Here is a 17,649-nt window from a genome sequence, read left to right as displayed (position 1 = left end):
GTCACGTCCCTGCCTGGTTGATCGCCGCCGAGTGGTTGAGCACAGCGGCCACCTGATGCGCGCGGTCACGCGCCCGCACGACGTCCGGCGCCGTCGCCAATGCCACGCACACCTCACCGGAGAGCCGCACGTCGCTCTCGGCGATGGCCAGCGCATCCGGCAGTGCGCGCCCGAGCGCGGCCCGGTCGGCCGCCGGCCGGCTCACCTCACCGGCCGCCGGCGAGATCATGATGGTGTCGACGGGCAGTCCGAGGATCGCCCGCGCGTGCAGGTCGAACTGCGACAGCCGCTGCGAACGCGTCGTGACGAAGCCCGCGCCCGTCAGCATCGGATGGACCGTCGCGAAATAGACCTCCTCGGCCCCGGACTCCGGGTCGGCACCGAGCAGCAGGTCCACCGTGAACAGCCCCGTGCCGCCCAGCTTGTTGACGATCCGGGCGGCGATCGAGCGCGCCGCGTCCAGCGCCGGCTCCGACAACAGCTGCGGCTGCCACAACTCCAGCGGACCGCCCGTCTCGTGGCGGTGACCGATCGGCTCACAGAACTGCACCACCGGACCCGCCTGACCCTGCGTCCGCACCGTCAGCATGGTGAACTCCGCGGTCACGTCGACGGCCGTCTCAGCCATCACGCGGTCGCCGCCCGCGGCCACCGCACGGTGCCACGCCACGTCGACGTCCTCGAGACGCGACAGCACCGAACGCCCCGCGCCCTCGTTCGCGGCATGCGTCACCGGCGTGATGGTGAGCGGCAGCCCGGCGTGCTCGGCCACCGCGGTGAGTTCGTCGACCGATCCGGCGAACCAGAACGGCGCCGTCGGCAGCCCCAGCTCGTTGGCCGCCAGGGTGCGCAGCGCCTCGCGGTCGGACGCGAGCCGCAGGGCACCCGGCGTCGGGAACACCGCGACTTCCTCGAGCCCGGCCAGCGCCTGCACGACGTCGGCGCCGAGATCCGCCGCCGGGGACTGCACGACCACCACCTGTGGGGTGTGCCGGTCGATCAGGGTCCGCAACGCCGCCGCTCCGGTCGGCGCGGGCACCGCGGTCGCCCGCGTCCCCAGCCGCTGGAACGACAGCACCAGTTCACTGCTCAGCTCACCGGTACCGAGCACCAGAACCGTTGTCCGGTCTACCAAGTCACCAACCTCCCCCGTCGCTCCGCTCGCCCCGCCGGCCAATCTCCCGTCAACCCAACCTGATGTCGACGTAGCACCAGCGCCAGCTCTCCCCCGGCTCGACCGAGCGCATCACGGGGTGGCCCGTGCGACGGTAGTGCTCGTTGGCGTGTTGGTGCGGACTGGAATCACAACAGCTGACCTGTCCGCAGGTCAGACACATCCGAAGGTGCGCCCACGTATCCTCCCCAAGTGCCGCACAGTCACCACAGCGGCCGGGCGTCTGCGGCTCCGGTTCTGCTTGGCCGACGGCGTCGGCGAGGTGCGTGCAGGTAGTCGGGGAATTTTCTTCACGCGGACGCGTTGCCCGTGACTGCATCCATTTCCCCAGCATGTTGAACAAGGATAGGGCCCGGCTGACCGAGGAGGTTTGAGGACATGGGTGCCCCACTGCTGGCAGTGCTGGTGGCCTCGGTGTTGTTGGCCGCGCTGGCCCGCCGTTACGACGTCTCCGCGCCACTGGGACTCGTCGTCGCCGGACTGGCCGTCGGGCTGATCCCCGGCGTGCCGGCCATCGAGATGCAGCCGCAGTTGGTGATGTTCGTCGTGCTGCCGCCGCTGCTGTGGTCGGCCGGGCTGGAGAGCAGCTACCTGGCCCTGCGCAAGAACGTGCGTCCCATCGGGCTGCTCGCGGTCGGGCTGCCACTGGCCACCACCCTGGTCGTGGGGTTCGTCGCGTTTCACACCGTCCCGGAGCTGACGGTCGCCGCGGCGCTCACGCTGGGCGCCATCGTCGCGCCGCCCGACGCGGTGTCGGCCGCGGCCATCGGCCGGCGCCTGGGACTGCCCCGCCAGATCATGACGCTGCTCGGCGGCGAGAGCCTGCTCAACGACGCCACGGCGCTGACCGCCTACAAGGTCGCGCTGGCCGCCGCCGTCGGCGCGGCAGCGACCTGGCAGGGCGCGCTGGGCACGTTCGCGCTCGCCGCGCTGGGCGGTGTCGTGATCGGCGGGCTGATCGGGTGGCTCATCGAGTTCATCCGGACCTGGCTGGACGACCCGCTGGTGGAGAGCGCCATCGGGCTCGTCGCACCGTATTTCGTCTACTGGCTGGCCGAAGAGGCACACGGCTCCGGGGTGATCGCGGTGGTGGTCGCCGCGCTGCTGCTGGGACAACGCGCCACGCGGGCGTCGTACGCCACCCGCCTGCAGGACGACGCGGTGTGGAAGTCGATCCAGCTGGTGCTGGAGTCCTTCGCGTTCCTGATGATCGGGCTGCAGCTGCCGACCGTCATCGACGAGCTGACCGGCATCCGCGCCGTCACCCTCGCCGTGGCGTCGGCCGCGGTGCTGGCGACGGTGATCGCCGTCCGCATCGTCTGGGTGTACGTCATGGCCTACACGCCACGGATGCTGTTCCGCGGGGTCCGGGACCGAGAACCCGCCCCGACCCCGTCGCAGGTCTTCATCGTGGCGTGGGCAGGCATGCGCGGTGTCGTGTCACTGGCCGCGGCGTTCGGTGTGCCTCTCGTGACACTGAGCGGGGACCCGTTCCCGGGGCGGCCGCAACTGGTGTTCCTGACGTTCGTCGTGGTGATCGGCACGCTGCTGCTGCACGGCCTGACGTTGCCGTGGCTGATCCGCACGCTCGACGTGCGCAGCGAGGCCGAGGCCCATCAGGATGCCCTGGAGCAGGCCGCGGCCTCGAGTCGCGCGGCGCAGGCGGCGGCCGACCGGCTCGACGAATTGCTGGCTCGCAGCAGCGATTCCAGCGCCCAACAGCACGTCGGCGAGGTATTGCAGAGCTGGAACGACCGGCGCCGCAACGCGGTGTGGGAACGACTCGGGCGCAGTGACGACGACATCGGCGAAAGCCCGGCGTCGGCCATGCGGCGGCTGCGGCTGGAGATGCTGGCGGCCGAGCGCGAGACATACATCGCCGAACGCGACGCCGGAAACATCGACGACGAGGTGCTGCGCTCGGTGCTGCACGGGCTGGATCTGGAAGAGGCGGCGCTCAACCGGGAGTAGTCCCGTGCGCCGAGAAGGACCGAGTGGCTGCTGGTAGGCACTCCACAACCGCCATTTGGTCCCTTTCGATCGACGATGGAGCCGATCAGCCCGCCCACACGTCTTAGAGGACATGCCGATTCCATTCGTCGGGGGCGAAGCGATCGCTGCCGGCGTGTTGACCCGAGCGCAGTTGCGCCACCGCTACCGACCGATCTTTCATGGCATCTACGTGCCTCGACATCATCAAGTGAAATTGCGGGACCGGATTCGTGGAGCCGCCCTAGCGGTGCCGCTCGGCGTCATCGGTGGGATCGCTGCATCCGCAGTACACGGCGCGAAGTGGGTGGATGACGATATGCCCATCGATGTCATCGGGCTGTGCAAAGGTCAGCGTGGACTCGTCGTCCGGCACGACTCCTTGGCCGACGACGAAGTGGTCACCATCGGTGGAGTGCGCGTAACTTCGCGTGCGCGCACGGCATTCGACCTGGCTCGCCACCTACCGCGGGACTCCGCCGTCGCGCGGCTCGATGCGTTGATGAACGCTGCGCCGTTCGGGCACGAAGACGTCCAGTTGCTCACGAAGCGGCACCGTGGGGCGCGGGGATTGGCTCGCCTGAGGAAGGCGTTGCCTCTGGTCGACGGCGGCGCCGAATCACCACGCGAAAGCCGGCTGCGGTTGCTGTTCATCGACGCCGGATTGCCCAGGCCCACAACTCAGTACGTGGTTCGGAACGAGTTCGGGCGCTACGTCCGCCGGATCGACATGTGCTGGGACGAATTCAAGGTAGGTGCCGAGTACGACGGCGTCCAGCACCTGACTGATCGACGCCAGTACTCGATGGACATCTGGGCCAACCGGGAACTGCTGAGGCTGAAGTGGCACGTCATCCACGTCATCAAGGAAGATTCCGGGCCCGCGATCGTCGAAGACGCCCGCACGGCGCTGCTCGAGCGGGGATGGTCAGGGTTGCCCTAGCTCGGGAAGGACCAAATGGTCGCCGACAAGCACGCCACAGCCGCCATTTGGTCCTTCTCGGCAAGGGACTCTTGACCTGTCTCGCAACACCACCTAATCTACAACCAAATGGTTGTAGATACTTTCCCCGAGGCATTCACCGATGCGGAGATCGACCGGATCTTCCACGCGTTGGCGGACGCCACGCGCCGCGACATCGTCGCCCGCACCATGCGCAGCGACCAGTCGGTGAGCGCGCTCGCGCGTGGCTACGACATGAGCTTCGCCGCGGTGCAGAAGCACGTCGCGGTACTGGCCGGAGCCGCGCTGGTGCATAAAGAGCGCCGCGGCCGGGAACAACTCGTGCGTGCGGTGCCCGAAACCCTGCACCGAGCGGGCGTGCTCCTGGAGCGGTACGCGGCACTCTGGCACGACCGCGCCGCGACCATCGAGGCGATCCTCGCCGAAGACGGCTATCCACCACACGAAAAACCAAGTAGCACAAAGAGAAAGGACCACCGATGACGGTGATCAGCAGCGCCGCCGACCCGCAAGCCCTCACCATGACCTTCGTGGCCGAGTTCACCGCGCCGCCGGCGCGGGTCTGGCAGGTATGGGAAGACCCGCGCCAGCTGGAACGCTGGTGGGGCCCGCCGACCTGGCCGGCCACCTTCACCCGGCACGAACTCACCCCGAGTGGGCAGTCGCGCTATCACATGACGGGCCCCGAGGGCGAGAAGGCACCGGGCTGGTGGACCACGCTCGAGGTCGATGCACCGTCGCGACTTCTCATCGAAGACGGCTTCTCGCAGCCCGACGGCGAGCCCGACCCCGAGATGCCCACCATGCGTCTCGAGGTGTCGTTCGACGCGATCGACACCGGTACCCGGATGACGATCGTCACCCGGTTCACCGACCTCGAACAACTCGAGAAGGTGACCGCGATGGGCATGGTCGAGGGCATGACCGGCGCCCTCGGCCAGATCGATGCGCTGCTGGCCGCCTGACCGAAAACGACTGAAAGACAAGGAGAACGACGTGCCGACCGCCATCCAGCCATGCCTCTGGTTCAACGACCAGGCCCGCGAGGCCATGAACTATTACGTCGAGGTGTTTCCGAATTCCCATGTCATCTCGGTGGAGGAGTACCCGGACGAGGCACTTGACGAACTTTTCAAGGGCATGTCGGGCAAGGTGCTCAACGGCCGATTCAGTTTGAACGGTGTCGATTTCGTCTGCCTCGACGGTGGGCCGCTGTTCACCTTCAACGAATCCGTCTCGTTCGTCGTCGAATGCGCAGACCAGGACGAGATCGACCACTACTGGTCCAAGCTCTCGCACGTGCCCGAATCCGAGCAATGCGGTTGGTGCAAGGATCGATTCGGGATCAGCTGGCAGATCATCCCGGCCAAGATGGACCAGCTGCTCGGCCGGCCCGAACAGATCCAGACGATGATGCGACAGAAGAAGATCGTCATCGCCGAACTGGAGAACGCCTGACCGACCCAGCCGCGGAGATCGCGCTATCGTGGAAAGTGGCCCGCCGAAACGAGATTCTAAGCGGGACAAGACCTCTACGGTAGAAGGCGAGGATTCGCTATGAACGCGGCGGGCAAACCCGAAGCCCTCGGCGAGATGTGCGAGCAGGCAGGCGCCGTCGCCACGGCGACGCATGACAGCGACGGCCGGTTGCAGTGGACGGTGCAACTCAGCGACGGATCCACCGCCGATACAAAGGCTTTGGCGAGCACCACCAGTTGGACGCCGGTGAATCCGGAGACGGTGCTGCTGTGACCCTGTACGGCCCCGACACGTCGAACAACAACTTCCGTTCGGCCGCCGACGCCATCACCTTCGTCTCCCAGCTGCCCGGACAGGGCTTTTCCTGGATCGAGCAGAAGGTGTCCGAGGGCAGCTATTACCGGGATCCGTACTGGCCGGTGATCGCACAGTGGTGCCGCGACAACCACTTTCCCCACATCGGCTATCACTACGTCACCACCAACAGCCCGGCGGCGCAGGCGCAAACGTGGCTCAGCAACAACGGTGGCAAATACGCGATGCTGGACTTCGAGGCGAATTCCGGTGACATCCACAACTTCTGGGCCGTGGTCAATGCCTTCAACGCCGTCGGCGTGACGATCTCGCTGTCGTACATCCCGCACTGGTACTGGCAACAGATCGGCTCGCCCGACATCTCTCAGGTACCCGGCCTCATCGCATCGAACTACGTCAACGGCACCGGCTACGCGTCAAATCTCTATCCCGGCAATGACAATCAGCGTTACTGGTTCCCCTACGGCGGAGCCACGCCGCAGATCCTGCAATTCACCGATGCCGCGCTGATCGGGAATCTCTCGGTGGACTGCAACGCATTCCAGGGCACGCTCGATCAACTCATCTCACTGCTGCAGGGAGGCACCGTGACTCAACCCGACCCCACCACCGCGGCTCTCAACCAGATCCTGGCCATCGTGCAGGACATTCAAACCCAGCTCCGCGGCCCGAACCTCAACGGCTGGCCGCAGCTCGGCCACAACGCCGCCGGCCAGAACCTGACGGTGGTGGACGCGCTGGCCGCACTCCGGGCAGACGTCGACGCCCTCAAGGCCTCGTCTGCCGTGTGATCACGGCGCCTCCGGTGCCGGCTCGGCCCGGAACGCCCGCATCGCGCCGGTGAGCGCCACGAAAACCCGGTGCGCCGCCTCGAGGTCCGCATCGGGCAGGTCCGCCAGGGCCTGCGTGTTGAGGTGCGCCAGCGGGCTGAAGAATTCGCGGCCGGTGGCGAGGCCCTTGTCGTCGTTCCGGAGGATGACCTTGCGCCGGTCGGCCGGATCGGCTTCGCGGCGCAGATGCCCGGAAGCGATCATCCGCTCCACCAGGTAGGTGATGGCCGCACCCGAGGTGCCCATCAGCTTGCGCAGCTCACCGGCAGTCAGCGGCGTCCCCGCGGACTCGGCGACCATGATGTGCAGCAGCGCCCGGAAGTCGTTGGCGCCCAGTTCGTTCTGCACCGCGAAAGCCCGGCCGATCTGGTCGGATTCGGCCGTCAGCGCCCGCACATCGGCGGCGATCTGCGCCTCCAGGTCGGCACGGTCGGGCGGCTTTGGCACGCGGAGAGCATAGCGCCCGGTGAATTTCATTTGATTAATAGTTAAGTATCTGAAATATTTTGGAGGTGTCTACCCGAATCGCATGGGCATCGGCCCTGCTCGTCCTGTTGCTCTCCGGCGTCGCCATGGCAGTGCTCGGCGCCGGGGATTCGTCGTCGCAGTCGCCGGTGGCGGTGCCCGCCGGTGCCGAGTCCGCCCGCGCCGACGCCCTGCGCGCGCAGTTCCCCGGCGGCGACACCGCGCCGGCGATCATCGTTGTCACCCGGACCGACGACGCGCCCCTGACGCCGGCCGATATCGCCGCGGCCGGGGCGGGCGCTCGGGTATCCGAGGACAGCAAGGCCGCGGTACGGGTGGCGCCGCTGGCCTCCGACCTGTCGGGCTTCGAGCTCCGAGACAAGGTGCAGGAGCTGCGGTCGCAGGTATCGGCTTCGCTGCCCGACGGCTTACGGGCTCGGGTCACGGGCGGACCCGCGTTCGGCGCCGACATCGCGAATTCCTTTGCCGGCGCGAACTTCACGCTGCTCGCGGTGACCGCAACCGTCGTGGCACTACTGCTCATCGTGACGTACCGCTCCCCCGTCCTGTGGCTGATCCCCCTGTTGGTGATCGGCTTCGCCGACCAGGTGGGCGCGGTCGTCGGCACCGCGGTGGCCGCGGCGACGGGCCTGAACCCGGACGGTTCGACGGCGGGCATCACCAGCGTGCTGGTGTTCGGCGCGGGCACCAACTATGCGCTGCTGCTCATTTCGCGCTACCGGGAGGAACTGTCCCGGCGCGGCGATCATCGCGACGCCCTGCGGGCGGCTTGGCGCGCGGCGGCCCCGGCGATCATCGCCAGTAACGCCACCGTGGTCCTGGCGCTGCTGACACTGCTGCTCGCCTCGGCGCCGAGCAACCGCAGCCTCGGGGTGCAGGCGGCGTCGGGCCTGGTGGTCGCCGCGGTGTTCGTGCTGCTGGTGCTACCGCCGCTGCTCGGGCTGTTCGGCCGCCGGCTGTTCTGGCCCTTCATCCCCGAAACCGGTTCGCACGCCGCCCCACTCACCGACAGCGGCCTCTGGCACCGCATTGCGGCGGGCGTCTCGCGCAGGCCGGGCCGCGTCGCCACGGTGGCGTTGGCCGGTTTGGCCGCGCTGTGCGTCGGGCTGGTGAATCTGCCCATCGGGTTGTCCCAGACCCAGCAGTTCCGCGTGCAGGCCGAGTCTGTCGCCGGCTATGACACCCTGGCCGCGCACTTCCCCAGCGGCCTGACCAATCCGACCACCGTCATCGCGGCCAACCCCGCGGTGGGCGATGCCCTCACTCACACCCCCGGCGTCGTGTCGGCGATGCCGGCCGGGCACTCGGCGTCGGGCCTGACGCAGTGGTCGGTGGTCCTGGCCGCTGCACCCGCATCCGCGGAAGCGTTCAAAACCATTGACACCCTTCGCGATTCGGTGCACCAGATCGATGCGCAAGCGGTCGTCGGCGGCCCCGACGCGCAGGCCCGCGACGCCGCAACGGCGGCTCAACACGACCGGAAGATCGTCATCCCGGCGATCCTGCTGGTCGTCCTGGCCGTCCTATACGTGCTGCTGCGCTCGGCGCTGGCACCGCTGCTGCTGGTGGCGGTGACGGTGCTGAGCGCGCTGGCGGCGCTCGGAGTCGGCGGCTGGGCCAGCGTGCACCTGTTCGGTTTTCCCGCGCTGGACAACGGAACTCCGCTGTTCGCGTTCCTGTTCCTCGTCGCGCTCGGCGTCGACTACACGATCTTCCTGGTGACCAGGGCGCGCGAAGAGACCCCGGAATTCGGCAACCGCGAGGGCATCGTGCGCGCGGTCTCGGCGACCGGCGCGGTCATCACCAGCGCCGGCATCGTGCTGGCCGCGGTGTCCTGCGTGCTCGGCGTGCTGCCGCTGATCGTGCTGACGCAGCTGGGCATCATCGTCGGCCTCGGCATCCTGCTGGACACCTTCGTGGTGCGGACCGTGATCATCCCGGCGCTGTTCACCCTGATCGGGCCCCGCATCTGGTGGCCCGCGCTGCGCGCCGAGCCTTAGGGCTGGCCGGGCAGCAGGCTCACCATCAGGCCATTGGCCTCTGCGAGCAGATTGCCCTCGGGGTCGAACAGCTCGGCGGCGACGAACGTCTTACGGCCCTCGACCTCGGTGACGTGGGCCTTGGCGGTCAGCACCGTGTCGATCGGGGTGACCTTGCGGTAGTCGACGTGCAGATACGCCGTGCGGCTCATGGGCCGGTTGACGGCGTGGATCAGCATCCCGAAGGCCTGGTCGAACAGCAGCGGCAACACCCCGCCGTGCACGGCGTAGTTGCCGCCCACGTGGTACCGGCTGAACTCGACCTCCATCTCGACGCCCTCGGGCGCGAACTTCGTGACGGTCCACGGCGGCATCAGCAGACTGCCGGCACCCGGCAGCGACGGCACCCGAATGGCCGGGCCGACGCCTTCGGCGGCCTGGAACGGCCCCAGCAGCTTGACGAGTTCTTCGACGCGGTCGGCGGCGTCATCCCACGTCTCGCTGTCCGGGTTGGCCGAGACCGCCAGATCCTGCAGCCGCCGCATGCCCTCGAGGAAGCGGCCGAACCCCGGGCCGGGGTCGGCCGGCTCAAACTTCGGGAACCCGCCGTGCTGGTCGATGAAACCTTCCGACTTCCCCGTCGCTTCGCTCGCCCCTGAGGTTCTCCCCGCCGCTTCGCTCGCCCCGCGGGTCACCCGAGGATGTCCCGGCGCACGATCGTCTGGTCCCGGCCGGGACCGACGCCGATGCACGACACATGGGCGCCCGAGAGCTCCTCGAGCCGCAGCACGTAGTCCTGCGCCTTGGCCGGCAGATCGGAGAACTCACGGGCCCCGGAGATGTCCTCCCACCAGCCCGGCAGTTCTTCGTAGATCGGCTCGGCGCGGGCGATGTCGGCCTGCGTCATCGGCATCTCGTCGGTGCGCTTGCCGTCGACGGTGTAGCCGACGCAGATCGGCACCGTCTCCAGGCTCGACAGCACGTCGAGCTTGGTCAGGAAGTAGTCGGTGATGCCGTTGACGCGCGTCGCGTACCGGGCGATGACGGCGTCGAACCAGCCGCAGCGCCGGGCGCGGCCCGTGGTCACGCCGACCTCGCCGCCCGTCTTGGACAGGTAGGCGCCGTACTCGTCGAACAGCTCCGTCGGGAACGGGCCCGAGCCCACCCGGGTCGTGTAGGCCTTGAGGATGCCCAGCACCGTCGTGATGCGGGTGGGGCCGATGCCCGAGCCGACGGCCGCGCCGCCCGCCGTCGGGTTGGACGACGTCACGAACGGGTAGGTGCCGTGGTCGACGTCGAGCAGGGTGCCCTGCGAGCCCTCCAGCAGGACCGTCTCGCCGCGCTCCAGGGCCTGGTTCAGCAGCAGCCGGGCGTCGGCGATGCGGTGCTTGAAGCCCTCGGCCTGCTGCAGCAGGCTCTCGACGACCTCGGCCGGGTCGAGCGCCTTGCGGTTGTAGATCTTGACCAGCACCTGGTTCTTGAACTCCAGCGCGGCCTCGACCTTCGCGGCCAGCTGCTCCTCGTCGAGGACGTCGGCGACCCGGATGCCGATGCGCGCGATCTTGTCCTGGTAGCACGGACCGATGCCGCGACCGGTGGTGCCGATCTTCTTGCTGCCCGCGTATCGCTCGGTGACCTTGTCGATGGCCACGTGGTACGGCATGAGCAGGTGCGCGTCAGCCGAGATCATGAGTTTCGAGGTGTCCACACCGCGGTCCTCGAGCCCGGAGAGCTCACTGAGCAGCACGCCCGGGTCGACCACCACACCGTTGCCGATGACGTTGGTGACCCCGGGTGTCAGGATGCCCGAGGGGATGAGGTGAAGAGCGAAGTTCTCCCCCGTGGGCAGTACCACCGTGTGCCCGGCGTTGTTGCCGCCTTGGTAGCGAACCACCCATTGCACACGTCCACCGAGTAGATCGGTGGCCTTACCTTTGCCCTCGTCACCCCATTGGGCCCCGATGAGCACGATTGCCGGCATCGTTTTGCCTCCCGCATTACCTGCCTGAATACAGTGGCAGCCGGTGAGCAACCTTATCCCAGCAGGACGAGAGGAGAGGCCTTGACCGCCAGAGAGGTTTCCGGCCGGGTCGTGGCGCTGGTCTTCGGCGACCGCCGGACACCCCGCGCACTGGCGGATCTGACGGCTCTCCAGGTGCCCCCGGACGGCGCTCCGACGATCCCCGACGGCACGGTCCGGATCATCGTCGTCGGCGACCACGCCGACCTGTCGGCCACCCTGGCCCGGTTGCTCCGCGACGACCGGCTCGACGTCGAGGTCGGCTTCGTCCCACCCCTGACCCGCGGCGGGCTGGGTGCCGCACGGCGCGCCAGAGACGGTGTCGCCCAACGTGTTCCACTGATCCGCGACGAGACCGGCGCGGTGATCGTCCGGTCCGCGCGCTGGTTGCCGTCGGGCGGCGACGCCATCACCGGAGAGGCCGTCGTCGACGACACGGTGCTGTTCGACGGACAGTCGGCGGGTGTCGTGATCGAGCCTTTGGCCGGCATGCCGGGGCTGCGTGCCCGGGCCCTCGGGGCCGGACGTTCGGGACCCGGACGGGGCTGGGTCGCCGGCCGCGCGGCGCAGCTCGGCAGCACCGGAGTTTTGGTTGAGCGCGACGGCGTGGCGGCCGCCCGTCCGACGCGCCGGTCGGCGTTTTACCGCCACATCCAGGGTTGGCTGCGGGTCGGCTAGTTTGCAGTCATGACCATGCCTGTGCGGCGCGCCGTCCGTCCCAGCCCCGTCTTCTGGGCCATCGTGGCCCTGACCGTCGCCGGCGGCGCCCTGGCCTGGTTCTGCGGCGCCCAGGTGCGGCCGCTGGCCTACGCCGGCGTCTTCGTCTTCGTCATCGCGGGCTGGACCGTCTCGCTGTGCCTGCACGAATTCGGCCACGCCTACACAGCCTGGCGGTTCGGTGACCGCGACGTCGAGCTGCGTGGCTATCTGACGCTGAACCCCGCGAAGTACGCCAGCCCGCTGCTGTCGCTGGGCCTGCCTGCGCTGTTCATCGCCCTCGGCGGCATCGGCCTGCCCGGCGGCGCGGTGTACGTGCGCACCGAGTACATGACGCCGCGGCAGCGCACCCTCGTCAGCCTGGCCGGACCGTTCGCCAACCTGGTGCTCGCCGTCCTCCTGCTGGTCGCGACGGCGGTGCTGTTCGACACCGACCATCCGGTGTTCTGGGCTGGGCTGGCCTTTCTGGGATTCCTGCAGGTGACGGCGCTGTTCCTGAACATGCTGCCCATCCCGGGTCTGGACGGCTACGGCGCGCTGGAACCGCACCTGAGCGCCGACACGCAGCGCGCACTGCTGCCCGCCCGGCAGTGGGGCTTCCTGATCCTGATGCTGCTGCTGATCGTCCCCGAACTGAACCGCGTGTTCTTCAACGTCGTCTACTCCGCCGTCAGCCTCACCGGCGTGCCGCCGCGCCTGGCGATGATCGGCAGCGCCCTCACCCGCTTCTGGTCCGCCTGGTAGGGATTTGTGCACGATTTTCCGCGGTGACCGCGGATTATCGTGCACAAATCCCAGGGCGCCTTGCGACATATGCGTACTTCTGCATATATTGCTGGCATGGGTGCCGGACACGATCACAACCACGGCTCGAACGCGCGCGCCAGCCGCATGATCATCGCCGCGGCCGTGCTCAGCGTCTTCTTCGTCATCGAGCTGACCACGGCGCTGCTGATCAACTCGATCGCGCTGTTGGCCGACGCCGGCCACATGCTGACCGACCTGGTCGCGATGTTCATGGGCCTCGGCGCCGTCCTGCTGGCCCGCCGCGGGTCGACGTCCGCCGCCCGCACCTACGGCTGGCACCGCGCCGAGGTCTTCACCGCGGTCGCCAATGCCGTCCTGCTGATGGGCGTCGCGGCGTTCATCCTCTACGAGGCCGTCGAGCGCATCGGCAACGCGCCGGAGATTCCCGGTGTGCCGATGATCGTCGTCGCCCTCGCGGGACTACTCGCCAACCTCGTCGTGGTGCTCCTGCTGCGCTCCGACGCCGACAGCAGCCTCGCCGTCAAGGGCGCCTACATGGAGGTCGTCGCCGACACTGTCGGCAGCATCGGCGTACTGATCGCGGGCATCGTCAACGTCACCACCGGCTGGCCGTACGCCGACGTCGTCGTCGCCGTCCTGGTCGCGCTGTGGGTGCTGCCACGTGCCATCGCGCTGGCCCGCGCCGCGCTGCGCATCCTGTCCGAGTCCTCCCCCAGCCACATCGACGTCGACGAACTGCGCGCCGCACTGGCCGCCGTCGACGGCGTCACCGATGTGCACGACCTGCACGTGTGGACCCTGGTGCCCGGCAAGGACATGGCCACCGCGCATCTGACGTCCAGCGCGGACTCCGCCCGCGTGCTGGAATCGGCGCGCGCCGTGCTGTCCGCTCGCGGACTCGACCACGCGACCGTCCAGGTGGAGCCGCCGGAGGCCGACGGCTGCCACTGCGAAGCGGACTAGTTAGAGACCCAGCTCGCCACGGGCCGCCGGATCGCAGTCGTCCAGCAGGTCCAGGCAGCGCAGGTACTCGTCCTGCTCGCCGATCGATTCCGCGGCCTTCGCCAGCACCGCCACGCAGCGCAGGAAGCCCTGGTTCGGTTCGTGTGCGAACGGCACCGGGCCGAAGCCCTTCCAGCCGTTGCGGCGCAGCTGGTCCAGCCCGCGGTGGTAACCGGTCCGGGCGTAGGCGTAGGCGGTGATCGTCTGGCCGTCGGCCAGCGCGGCCTCGGCCAGGGCGGCCCACGCGACAGAGGCCGTCGGGTGCGCCGCAGCAACGTCGGTCGCAGATTTACCCGCGGCGAGAGCGTCCTCGGCCTCGAAGTTGGCAGGCAGCAACACCGGATCCGGACCCAGCAGATCACCCATTCGCGTCATGGCCGCCATTGTGCCGTGCGGCCGCTCGCTCAGATCCCGCAGGCGGGAGATTAAGCTCCTGGTAGGACGTCGCGGCCTGTTCCAGGACGCATCGGCCCCAGTGCGCGATCTGATCTCGGGAGGACAGTCACCCCCATGTCGAACCCAGCCGCCATGTCGAACTCGACGGGACCGGACGGCCGTCGCGATGCCGATCAGCGCGCTGCCTCGACAGGCGACGACGCCGCGGCGGCAACCGAGATCTTCGAGCCCGCGGACCCGGCGACCGACCCGACCATCCCGGTGCGGCGCTTCACCGCGCCGTCGGGCTTCGACGGCAAGACGCAGATCATCGCGCCGCTGCCGGACCCGGAAACCGAGATGATGCCGCCGGCCGCGCCGCAGGTTATCCCCGGGACCGGCAAGCCGCAGAAGGACCGACGCAGCTGGGGCTGGGTCATCGCGCTGGTGCTGGTGATCGCGGCCATCGCCGCCGTCGCGGTGCTGGGCACGGTGCTCCTCACCCGCGGCCACTCGGCCATGAATGCCGAATGGCCGGCCACGACACAGAATTTCGCAATTCTCGTGTCCTGACCGGCCACTGGGCGGTGCTGTCTAGCTGGACATCCCCGCGGAGACGCTGCGGCCCGTGCTGTGCAGGTCGTTGCACGCCTCGATGACACGCTGCGTCATGGACGCCTCGGCCTTCTTCAGGTAGCTGCGCGGGTCGTAGACCTTCTTGTTACCGACCTCGCCGTCGATCTTCAGGACGCCGTCGTAGTTGGTGAACATGTGCGCGGCGACGGGGCGGGTGAACGCGTACTGGGTGTCGGTGTCGACGTTCATCTTGACGACGCCGTAGCGCAGCGAGTCCTCGATCTCCGACTTCAGCGAGCCCGAACCGCCATGGAACACGAAGTCGAACGGCTTGGAGCCCGCCGGCAGACCGAGCTTGGCGGCGGCCACCTTCTGCCCCTCGGCCAGTACCTCGGGCTTGAGCTTGACGTTGCCCGGCTTGTAGACCCCGTGCACGTTGCCGAAGGTGGCGGCGAGCAGGTACTTGCCGTTCTCACCGGAGCCCAGCGCGTCGATGGTCTTCTCGAAGTCTTCGGAGCTGGTGTACAGCTTCTCGTTGATCTCAGCCTCGACGCCGTCCTCTTCACCGCCGACGACGCCGATCTCGACCTCGAGGATGATGTTCGCGGCCGACGTCAGCTTCAGCAGCTCCTGCGCGATCTGCAGGTTCTCGTCGATCGGCACCGCGGAGCCGTCCCACATGTGCGACTGGAAGAGCGGGTTCTCGCCGCGGGCGACGCGCTCGGCCGAGATGGCCAGCAGCGGCCGGACGAAGCCGTCGAGCTTGTCCTTGGGGCAGTGGTCGGTGTGCAGCGCGACGGTGATGTCGTACTTGGCGGCGACGACGTGGGCGAACTCGGCCAGCGCGACCGAGCCGGTCACCATGTCCTTGATACCGAGACCGGAGCCGAATTCGGCACCGCCCGTGGAGAATTGGATGATGCCGTCGCTACCCGCGTCGGCGAAACCTTTGATCGCCGCGTTGATGGTTTCCGACGACGTGCAGTTGATGGCCGGGAACGCGAAGGAGTGCTCCTTGGCGCGGGCCAGCATCTCCGCGTAGACCTCGGGCGTGGCGATGGGCATGTTTTTCCTCTCGGCGAACCTGCAGTCTGGGCCAGTATGTCAGCCACGTGAAGCTGAAGTGCGGCACCCGGGGACACCCGGTCAGACGGTCAAGACCATCCGGTAACGCGCGTGCCCGCTGTTCATCCGCTCGAAGGCCTCGGCGGCCTGCGCGAGCGGCCGTTCCTCGATGACGGCCCGCACGCCCGTCAGCGCGGCGAAGTGCAAGGTCTCCTCGATATCGCGCGCGGTGCCCGACGGATGCCCGATCACCGAGAAACCGCCGTTGATGAGATCGAGCGGGCTGATCGGCAGTGGCTCGGGCGTTACGCCGACCGTCACGAGTTGCCCCTCCGGTGCGAGACCAGCAACGGTCGCGGCCATCGCCGTCGCGCTCGCGGCGGTCGCGAGCACCACGACTGCCCCGCCGAGACGCTGCAGTTCGGCGGCGACGTCCGCGGCGGTCGAATCGATGTAGTGCTGGGCGCCGAGTTCCTTGGCCGCGGCTTCGCGCTCGGGACCGCGGGCGATCGCGACGGTCTCGAAGCCCATGGCCCGGGAGAACTGCACGCCCAGGTGGCCCAGGCCACCGATGCCGATCACCGCGACCAGGTCGCCGGCCTTGGCGCGCGTCTTGCGCAGGCCGTTGAACGTCGTCACGCCCGCGCAGCCCATCGGGGCCGCCTCGGCGAACGAGAATCCGTCCGGGATTCGGGCCAGTGCGGTCGCGGGCGCCGTGACCGATTCGGCGTAGCCACCGGGATAGTGCCAGCTCGGCACTTCCATGCGGACGCACTGCATGAAATGACCCTGGCGGCACGGCACGCAGCGGTTGCAGTTGCCACCGAACCAGCCCACCGCAACGCGATCACCGACGGCGAAATCCTCGACGCCGTCGCCCAGTTCGGCGACGGTGCCCGCGATCTCGTGGCCGAGGGTGATCGGCCACGAGAGTCCCGGGAAGTGCCCCGCGTGGAACTCCCGGTCGGTGCCACACACCCCGCACGCGGCGACCGCGATGCGGACGTGATCGCGCGGCGGCGAGACGGTGTCGACGTCCGTCAGTGCGAGCGGCCCGTCGGCCTGCGCAACGTGAACTGCCCTGTGAGTGGCCATGCGCCGACCCTACGAGGGATGTGCGGTTGACGGAACCACCTGCAGACACCGGTATCTTTGGGCCCCATGACGACCACCATCTCCGCCATGCCGGGTTTCCTGGACCCGATGACGCTGATCGGCTACTTCGGGACATGGGCGCTGGTCGGGTTGCTGGTGGTCATCTTCATCGAGTCCGGCGTGCTGTTCCCGGTGCTGCCCGGCGACTCCCTGCTCTTCGTCGCCGGCCTGTTCGCCGCCAAACTGGCCGCCGGCACCGCCGATGACAAGATGCAGGAGGCCAACTTCCAGCTCTGGCAGCTGCTCGTGTTCATCCCGATCGCAGCAGTTCTGGGTGGCCTCGTCGGCTATTTCGTCGGCCGGTTCATCGGCGTCGAGATGTTCAAGCCCGATGCGCGGTTCCTCAAGCAGAAGTATCTCGACGAGGCGCACGCCTTCTTCGAGCGGCGCGGTCCCTTCGCGATCGTCATCGCCCGGTTCGTGCCGATCGTGCGCACGCTGGCACCGCTGACGGCCGGGGCGGCAAAGATGAATTTCGCCGTGTTCACCATTTACACCGTCCTCGGTGCTGTGGTGTGGGGCGTCGGGCTGACACTGCTCGGCTACTGGCTGGGCCAGTTCGCCATCATTCAGAAGCTCATCGAGCCGATCTTCATCGTCATCGTCGTCGCGTCGGTGACGCCGATGATCTGGCACTGGTACCAGCGCCGCAAGGCCGCCGCCTCGCAAGGCTGAGCCGCCTCGGCAAACGGGTTCGAAAAACTTTGGTCACTTTGTTTGCGCTGGTAACAGTGGGTAACTAGGGCCACATTCGT

General features: G+C 68.2%; 21 protein-coding genes. 13 read left to right on the top strand and 8 right to left on the bottom strand.

All coding sequences use genetic code 11. The features are described 5' to 3' along the window. Position 1: 1 nt before the first annotated feature. Positions 2–1,135: an ATP-grasp domain-containing protein gene (locus G6N46_RS22240; RefSeq protein WP_138250735.1), complete on the bottom strand. Its 1,134-nt coding sequence runs from the start codon at positions 1,133–1,135 to the stop codon at positions 2–4. 49 nt (positions 1,136–1,184) lie between these two features. After that, positions 1,185–1,493: a UBP-type zinc finger domain-containing protein gene (locus G6N46_RS22235; protein ID WP_082762320.1), complete on the bottom strand. Its 309-nt coding sequence runs from the start codon at positions 1,491–1,493 to the stop codon at positions 1,185–1,187. A gap of 59 nt (positions 1,494–1,552) precedes the next feature. Here G6N46_RS22235 and G6N46_RS22230 point away from each other — a divergent pair, with 59 nt between their 5' ends. The 7 genes from G6N46_RS22230 to G6N46_RS22200 all read left to right on the top strand — a co-directional run bounded on the left by G6N46_RS22230 (position 1,553) and on the right by G6N46_RS22200 (position 6,712). Continuing rightward, on the top strand, positions 1,553–3,145 hold the full coding sequence (locus G6N46_RS22230; protein ID WP_133427873.1) for a Na+/H+ antiporter: 1,593 nt from the start codon (positions 1,553–1,555) through the stop codon (positions 3,143–3,145). Positions 3,146–3,257: 112 nt separating this feature from the next. Then, positions 3,258–4,106, top strand: coding sequence for a type IV toxin-antitoxin system AbiEi family antitoxin (locus tag G6N46_RS22225; RefSeq protein WP_138250736.1), 849 nt, complete (start codon positions 3,258–3,260; stop codon positions 4,104–4,106). A 108-nt stretch (positions 4,107–4,214) separates the two neighbouring features. Then, positions 4,215–4,610, top strand: a complete 396-nt coding sequence (locus tag G6N46_RS22220) for an ArsR/SmtB family transcription factor (RefSeq protein ID WP_138250737.1) — start codon at positions 4,215–4,217, stop codon at positions 4,608–4,610. Further along, positions 4,607–5,092 carry an SRPBCC family protein gene (locus G6N46_RS22215; RefSeq protein WP_138250738.1) on the top strand — a complete coding sequence of 162 codons (486 nt, stop codon included), beginning with the start codon at positions 4,607–4,609 and terminating at the stop codon, positions 5,090–5,092. The genes G6N46_RS22220 and G6N46_RS22215 overlap by 4 nt, the downstream gene beginning before the upstream one ends. A 31-nt stretch (positions 5,093–5,123) precedes the next feature. Beyond that, on the top strand, positions 5,124–5,585 hold the full coding sequence (locus G6N46_RS22210) for a VOC family protein (protein ID WP_138250739.1): 462 nt from the start codon (positions 5,124–5,126) through the stop codon (positions 5,583–5,585). Positions 5,586–5,684: 99 nt separating this feature from the next. Then, the gene (locus G6N46_RS22205) at positions 5,685–5,879 is read left to right on the top strand and encodes a hypothetical protein (RefSeq protein ID WP_061003966.1); all 195 of its coding nucleotides are present in this window, start codon (positions 5,685–5,687) and stop codon (positions 5,877–5,879) included. Further along, entirely contained in the window at positions 5,876–6,712 is an 837-nt protein-coding gene (locus tag G6N46_RS22200; protein ID WP_061003965.1) for a GH25 family lysozyme, read from the top strand. Before G6N46_RS22205 ends, G6N46_RS22200 begins: the two co-directional genes overlap by 4 nt. On the opposite strand, the gene G6N46_RS22195 is transcribed toward G6N46_RS22200, so the two are convergent. Further along, positions 6,713–7,228, bottom strand: a complete 516-nt coding sequence (locus G6N46_RS22195) for a MarR family winged helix-turn-helix transcriptional regulator (protein WP_061003963.1) — start codon at positions 7,226–7,228, stop codon at positions 6,713–6,715. Positions 7,229–7,263: 35 nt separating this feature from the next. Between G6N46_RS22195 and G6N46_RS22190 the strand changes: the two genes are divergently transcribed. Further along, positions 7,264–9,237 (top strand): MMPL family transporter, encoded by a 1,974-nt coding sequence (locus tag G6N46_RS22190; protein ID WP_163692953.1) that lies wholly within the window; start codon positions 7,264–7,266, stop codon positions 9,235–9,237. Here G6N46_RS22190 and G6N46_RS22185 read toward each other — a convergent pair. Both G6N46_RS22185 and G6N46_RS22180 read right to left on the bottom strand, forming a co-directional pair. Further along, the gene (locus G6N46_RS22185; RefSeq protein WP_138250762.1) at positions 9,234–9,836 is read right to left on the bottom strand and encodes a PaaI family thioesterase; all 603 of its coding nucleotides are present in this window, start codon (positions 9,834–9,836) and stop codon (positions 9,234–9,236) included. The genes G6N46_RS22190 and G6N46_RS22185 overlap by 4 nt on opposite strands. Before the next feature lie 71 nt (positions 9,837–9,907). Further along, on the bottom strand, positions 9,908–11,197 hold the full coding sequence (locus tag G6N46_RS22180; RefSeq protein WP_020100685.1) for an adenylosuccinate synthase: 1,290 nt from the start codon (positions 11,195–11,197) through the stop codon (positions 9,908–9,910). A gap of 81 nt (positions 11,198–11,278) precedes the next feature. On the opposite strand from G6N46_RS22180, the gene G6N46_RS22175 reads away from it, so the two are divergent. The 3 genes from G6N46_RS22175 (at position 11,279) to G6N46_RS22165 (ending at position 13,684) form a co-directional block, all read left to right on the top strand. Further along, on the top strand, positions 11,279–11,914 hold the full coding sequence (locus tag G6N46_RS22175; protein ID WP_407665140.1) for a peptidase M50: 636 nt from the start codon (positions 11,279–11,281) through the stop codon (positions 11,912–11,914). Positions 11,915–11,923: 9 nt separating this feature from the next. Further along, on the top strand, positions 11,924–12,697 hold the full coding sequence (locus tag G6N46_RS22170) for a site-2 protease family protein (protein WP_138250740.1): 774 nt from the start codon (positions 11,924–11,926) through the stop codon (positions 12,695–12,697). A gap of 96 nt (positions 12,698–12,793) precedes the next feature. Continuing rightward, entirely contained in the window at positions 12,794–13,684 is an 891-nt protein-coding gene (locus tag G6N46_RS22165) for a cation diffusion facilitator family transporter (protein ID WP_138250741.1), read from the top strand. On the opposite strand, the gene G6N46_RS22160 is transcribed toward G6N46_RS22165, so the two are convergent. After that, on the bottom strand, positions 13,685–14,098 hold the full coding sequence (locus tag G6N46_RS22160) for a DUF3151 domain-containing protein (RefSeq protein ID WP_064857299.1): 414 nt from the start codon (positions 14,096–14,098) through the stop codon (positions 13,685–13,687). A 135-nt stretch (positions 14,099–14,233) separates the two neighbouring features. On the opposite strand from G6N46_RS22160, the gene G6N46_RS28810 reads away from it, so the two are divergent. Next, entirely contained in the window at positions 14,234–14,671 is a 438-nt protein-coding gene (locus G6N46_RS28810) for a hypothetical protein (protein WP_407665139.1), read from the top strand. Positions 14,672–14,692: 21 nt separating this feature from the next. Here G6N46_RS28810 and fbaA read toward each other — a convergent pair whose 3' ends face one another. Both fbaA and G6N46_RS22145 read right to left on the bottom strand, forming a co-directional pair. Further along, entirely contained in the window at positions 14,693–15,739 is a 1,047-nt protein-coding gene (gene fbaA, locus G6N46_RS22150; protein ID WP_138250742.1) for a class II fructose-bisphosphate aldolase, read from the bottom strand. A gap of 81 nt (positions 15,740–15,820) precedes the next feature. Further along, a complete protein-coding gene (locus tag G6N46_RS22145) occupies positions 15,821–16,834 on the bottom strand; it encodes an alcohol dehydrogenase catalytic domain-containing protein (RefSeq protein ID WP_138250743.1) in 1,014 nt (337 codons plus the stop codon). Positions 16,835–16,900: 66 nt separating this feature from the next. Between G6N46_RS22145 and G6N46_RS22140 the strand changes: the two genes are divergently transcribed. Further along, positions 16,901–17,569, top strand: coding sequence for a DedA family protein (locus G6N46_RS22140; RefSeq protein ID WP_053855402.1), 669 nt, complete (start codon positions 16,901–16,903; stop codon positions 17,567–17,569). Positions 17,570–17,649 lie beyond the last annotated feature (80 nt).

Origin of the sequence: Mycolicibacterium phocaicum, assembly GCF_010731115.1 — a bacterium.
GTDB lineage: Bacteria > Actinomycetota > Actinomycetes > Mycobacteriales > Mycobacteriaceae > Mycobacterium > Mycobacterium phocaicum.
The sequence above is the reverse complement of the archived record's forward strand: the minus strand, read 5'-3'. Positions and strand labels throughout refer to the sequence as shown.

Excerpts from the sequence above, each read along its gene's own strand:
- G6N46_RS22170 (WP_138250740.1), top strand. The coding sequence starts at position 11,924 with ATGACCATGCCTGTGCGGCGCGCCGTCCGTCCCAGCCCCGTCTTCTGG.
- G6N46_RS22140 (WP_053855402.1), top strand. The coding sequence starts at position 16,901 with ATGACGACCACCATCTCCGCCATGCCGGGTTTCCTGGACCCGATGACG.
- G6N46_RS22160 (WP_064857299.1), bottom strand. The coding sequence starts at position 14,098 with ATGACGCGAATGGGTGATCTGCTGGGTCCGGATCCGGTGTTGCTGCCT.
- G6N46_RS22180 (WP_020100685.1), bottom strand. The coding sequence starts at position 11,197 with ATGCCGGCAATCGTGCTCATCGGGGCCCAATGGGGTGACGAGGGCAAA.
- G6N46_RS22165 (WP_138250741.1), top strand. The coding sequence starts at position 12,794 with ATGGGTGCCGGACACGATCACAACCACGGCTCGAACGCGCGCGCCAGC.
- G6N46_RS28810 (WP_407665139.1), top strand. The coding sequence starts at position 14,234 with ATGTCGAACCCAGCCGCCATGTCGAACTCGACGGGACCGGACGGCCGT.
- G6N46_RS22225 (WP_138250736.1), top strand. The coding sequence starts at position 3,258 with ATGCCGATTCCATTCGTCGGGGGCGAAGCGATCGCTGCCGGCGTGTTG.
- fbaA (WP_138250742.1), bottom strand. The coding sequence starts at position 15,739 with ATGCCCATCGCCACGCCCGAGGTCTACGCGGAGATGCTGGCCCGCGCC.
- G6N46_RS22215 (WP_138250738.1), top strand. The coding sequence starts at position 4,607 with ATGACGGTGATCAGCAGCGCCGCCGACCCGCAAGCCCTCACCATGACC.
- G6N46_RS22235 (WP_082762320.1), bottom strand. The coding sequence starts at position 1,493 with ATGCAGTCACGGGCAACGCGTCCGCGTGAAGAAAATTCCCCGACTACC.
- G6N46_RS22205 (WP_061003966.1), top strand. The coding sequence starts at position 5,685 with ATGAACGCGGCGGGCAAACCCGAAGCCCTCGGCGAGATGTGCGAGCAG.
- G6N46_RS22220 (WP_138250737.1), top strand. The coding sequence starts at position 4,215 with ATGGTTGTAGATACTTTCCCCGAGGCATTCACCGATGCGGAGATCGAC.
- G6N46_RS22195 (WP_061003963.1), bottom strand. The coding sequence starts at position 7,228 with ATGAAATTCACCGGGCGCTATGCTCTCCGCGTGCCAAAGCCGCCCGAC.
- G6N46_RS22145 (WP_138250743.1), bottom strand. The coding sequence starts at position 16,834 with ATGGCCACTCACAGGGCAGTTCACGTTGCGCAGGCCGACGGGCCGCTC.
- G6N46_RS22230 (WP_133427873.1), top strand. The coding sequence starts at position 1,553 with ATGGGTGCCCCACTGCTGGCAGTGCTGGTGGCCTCGGTGTTGTTGGCC.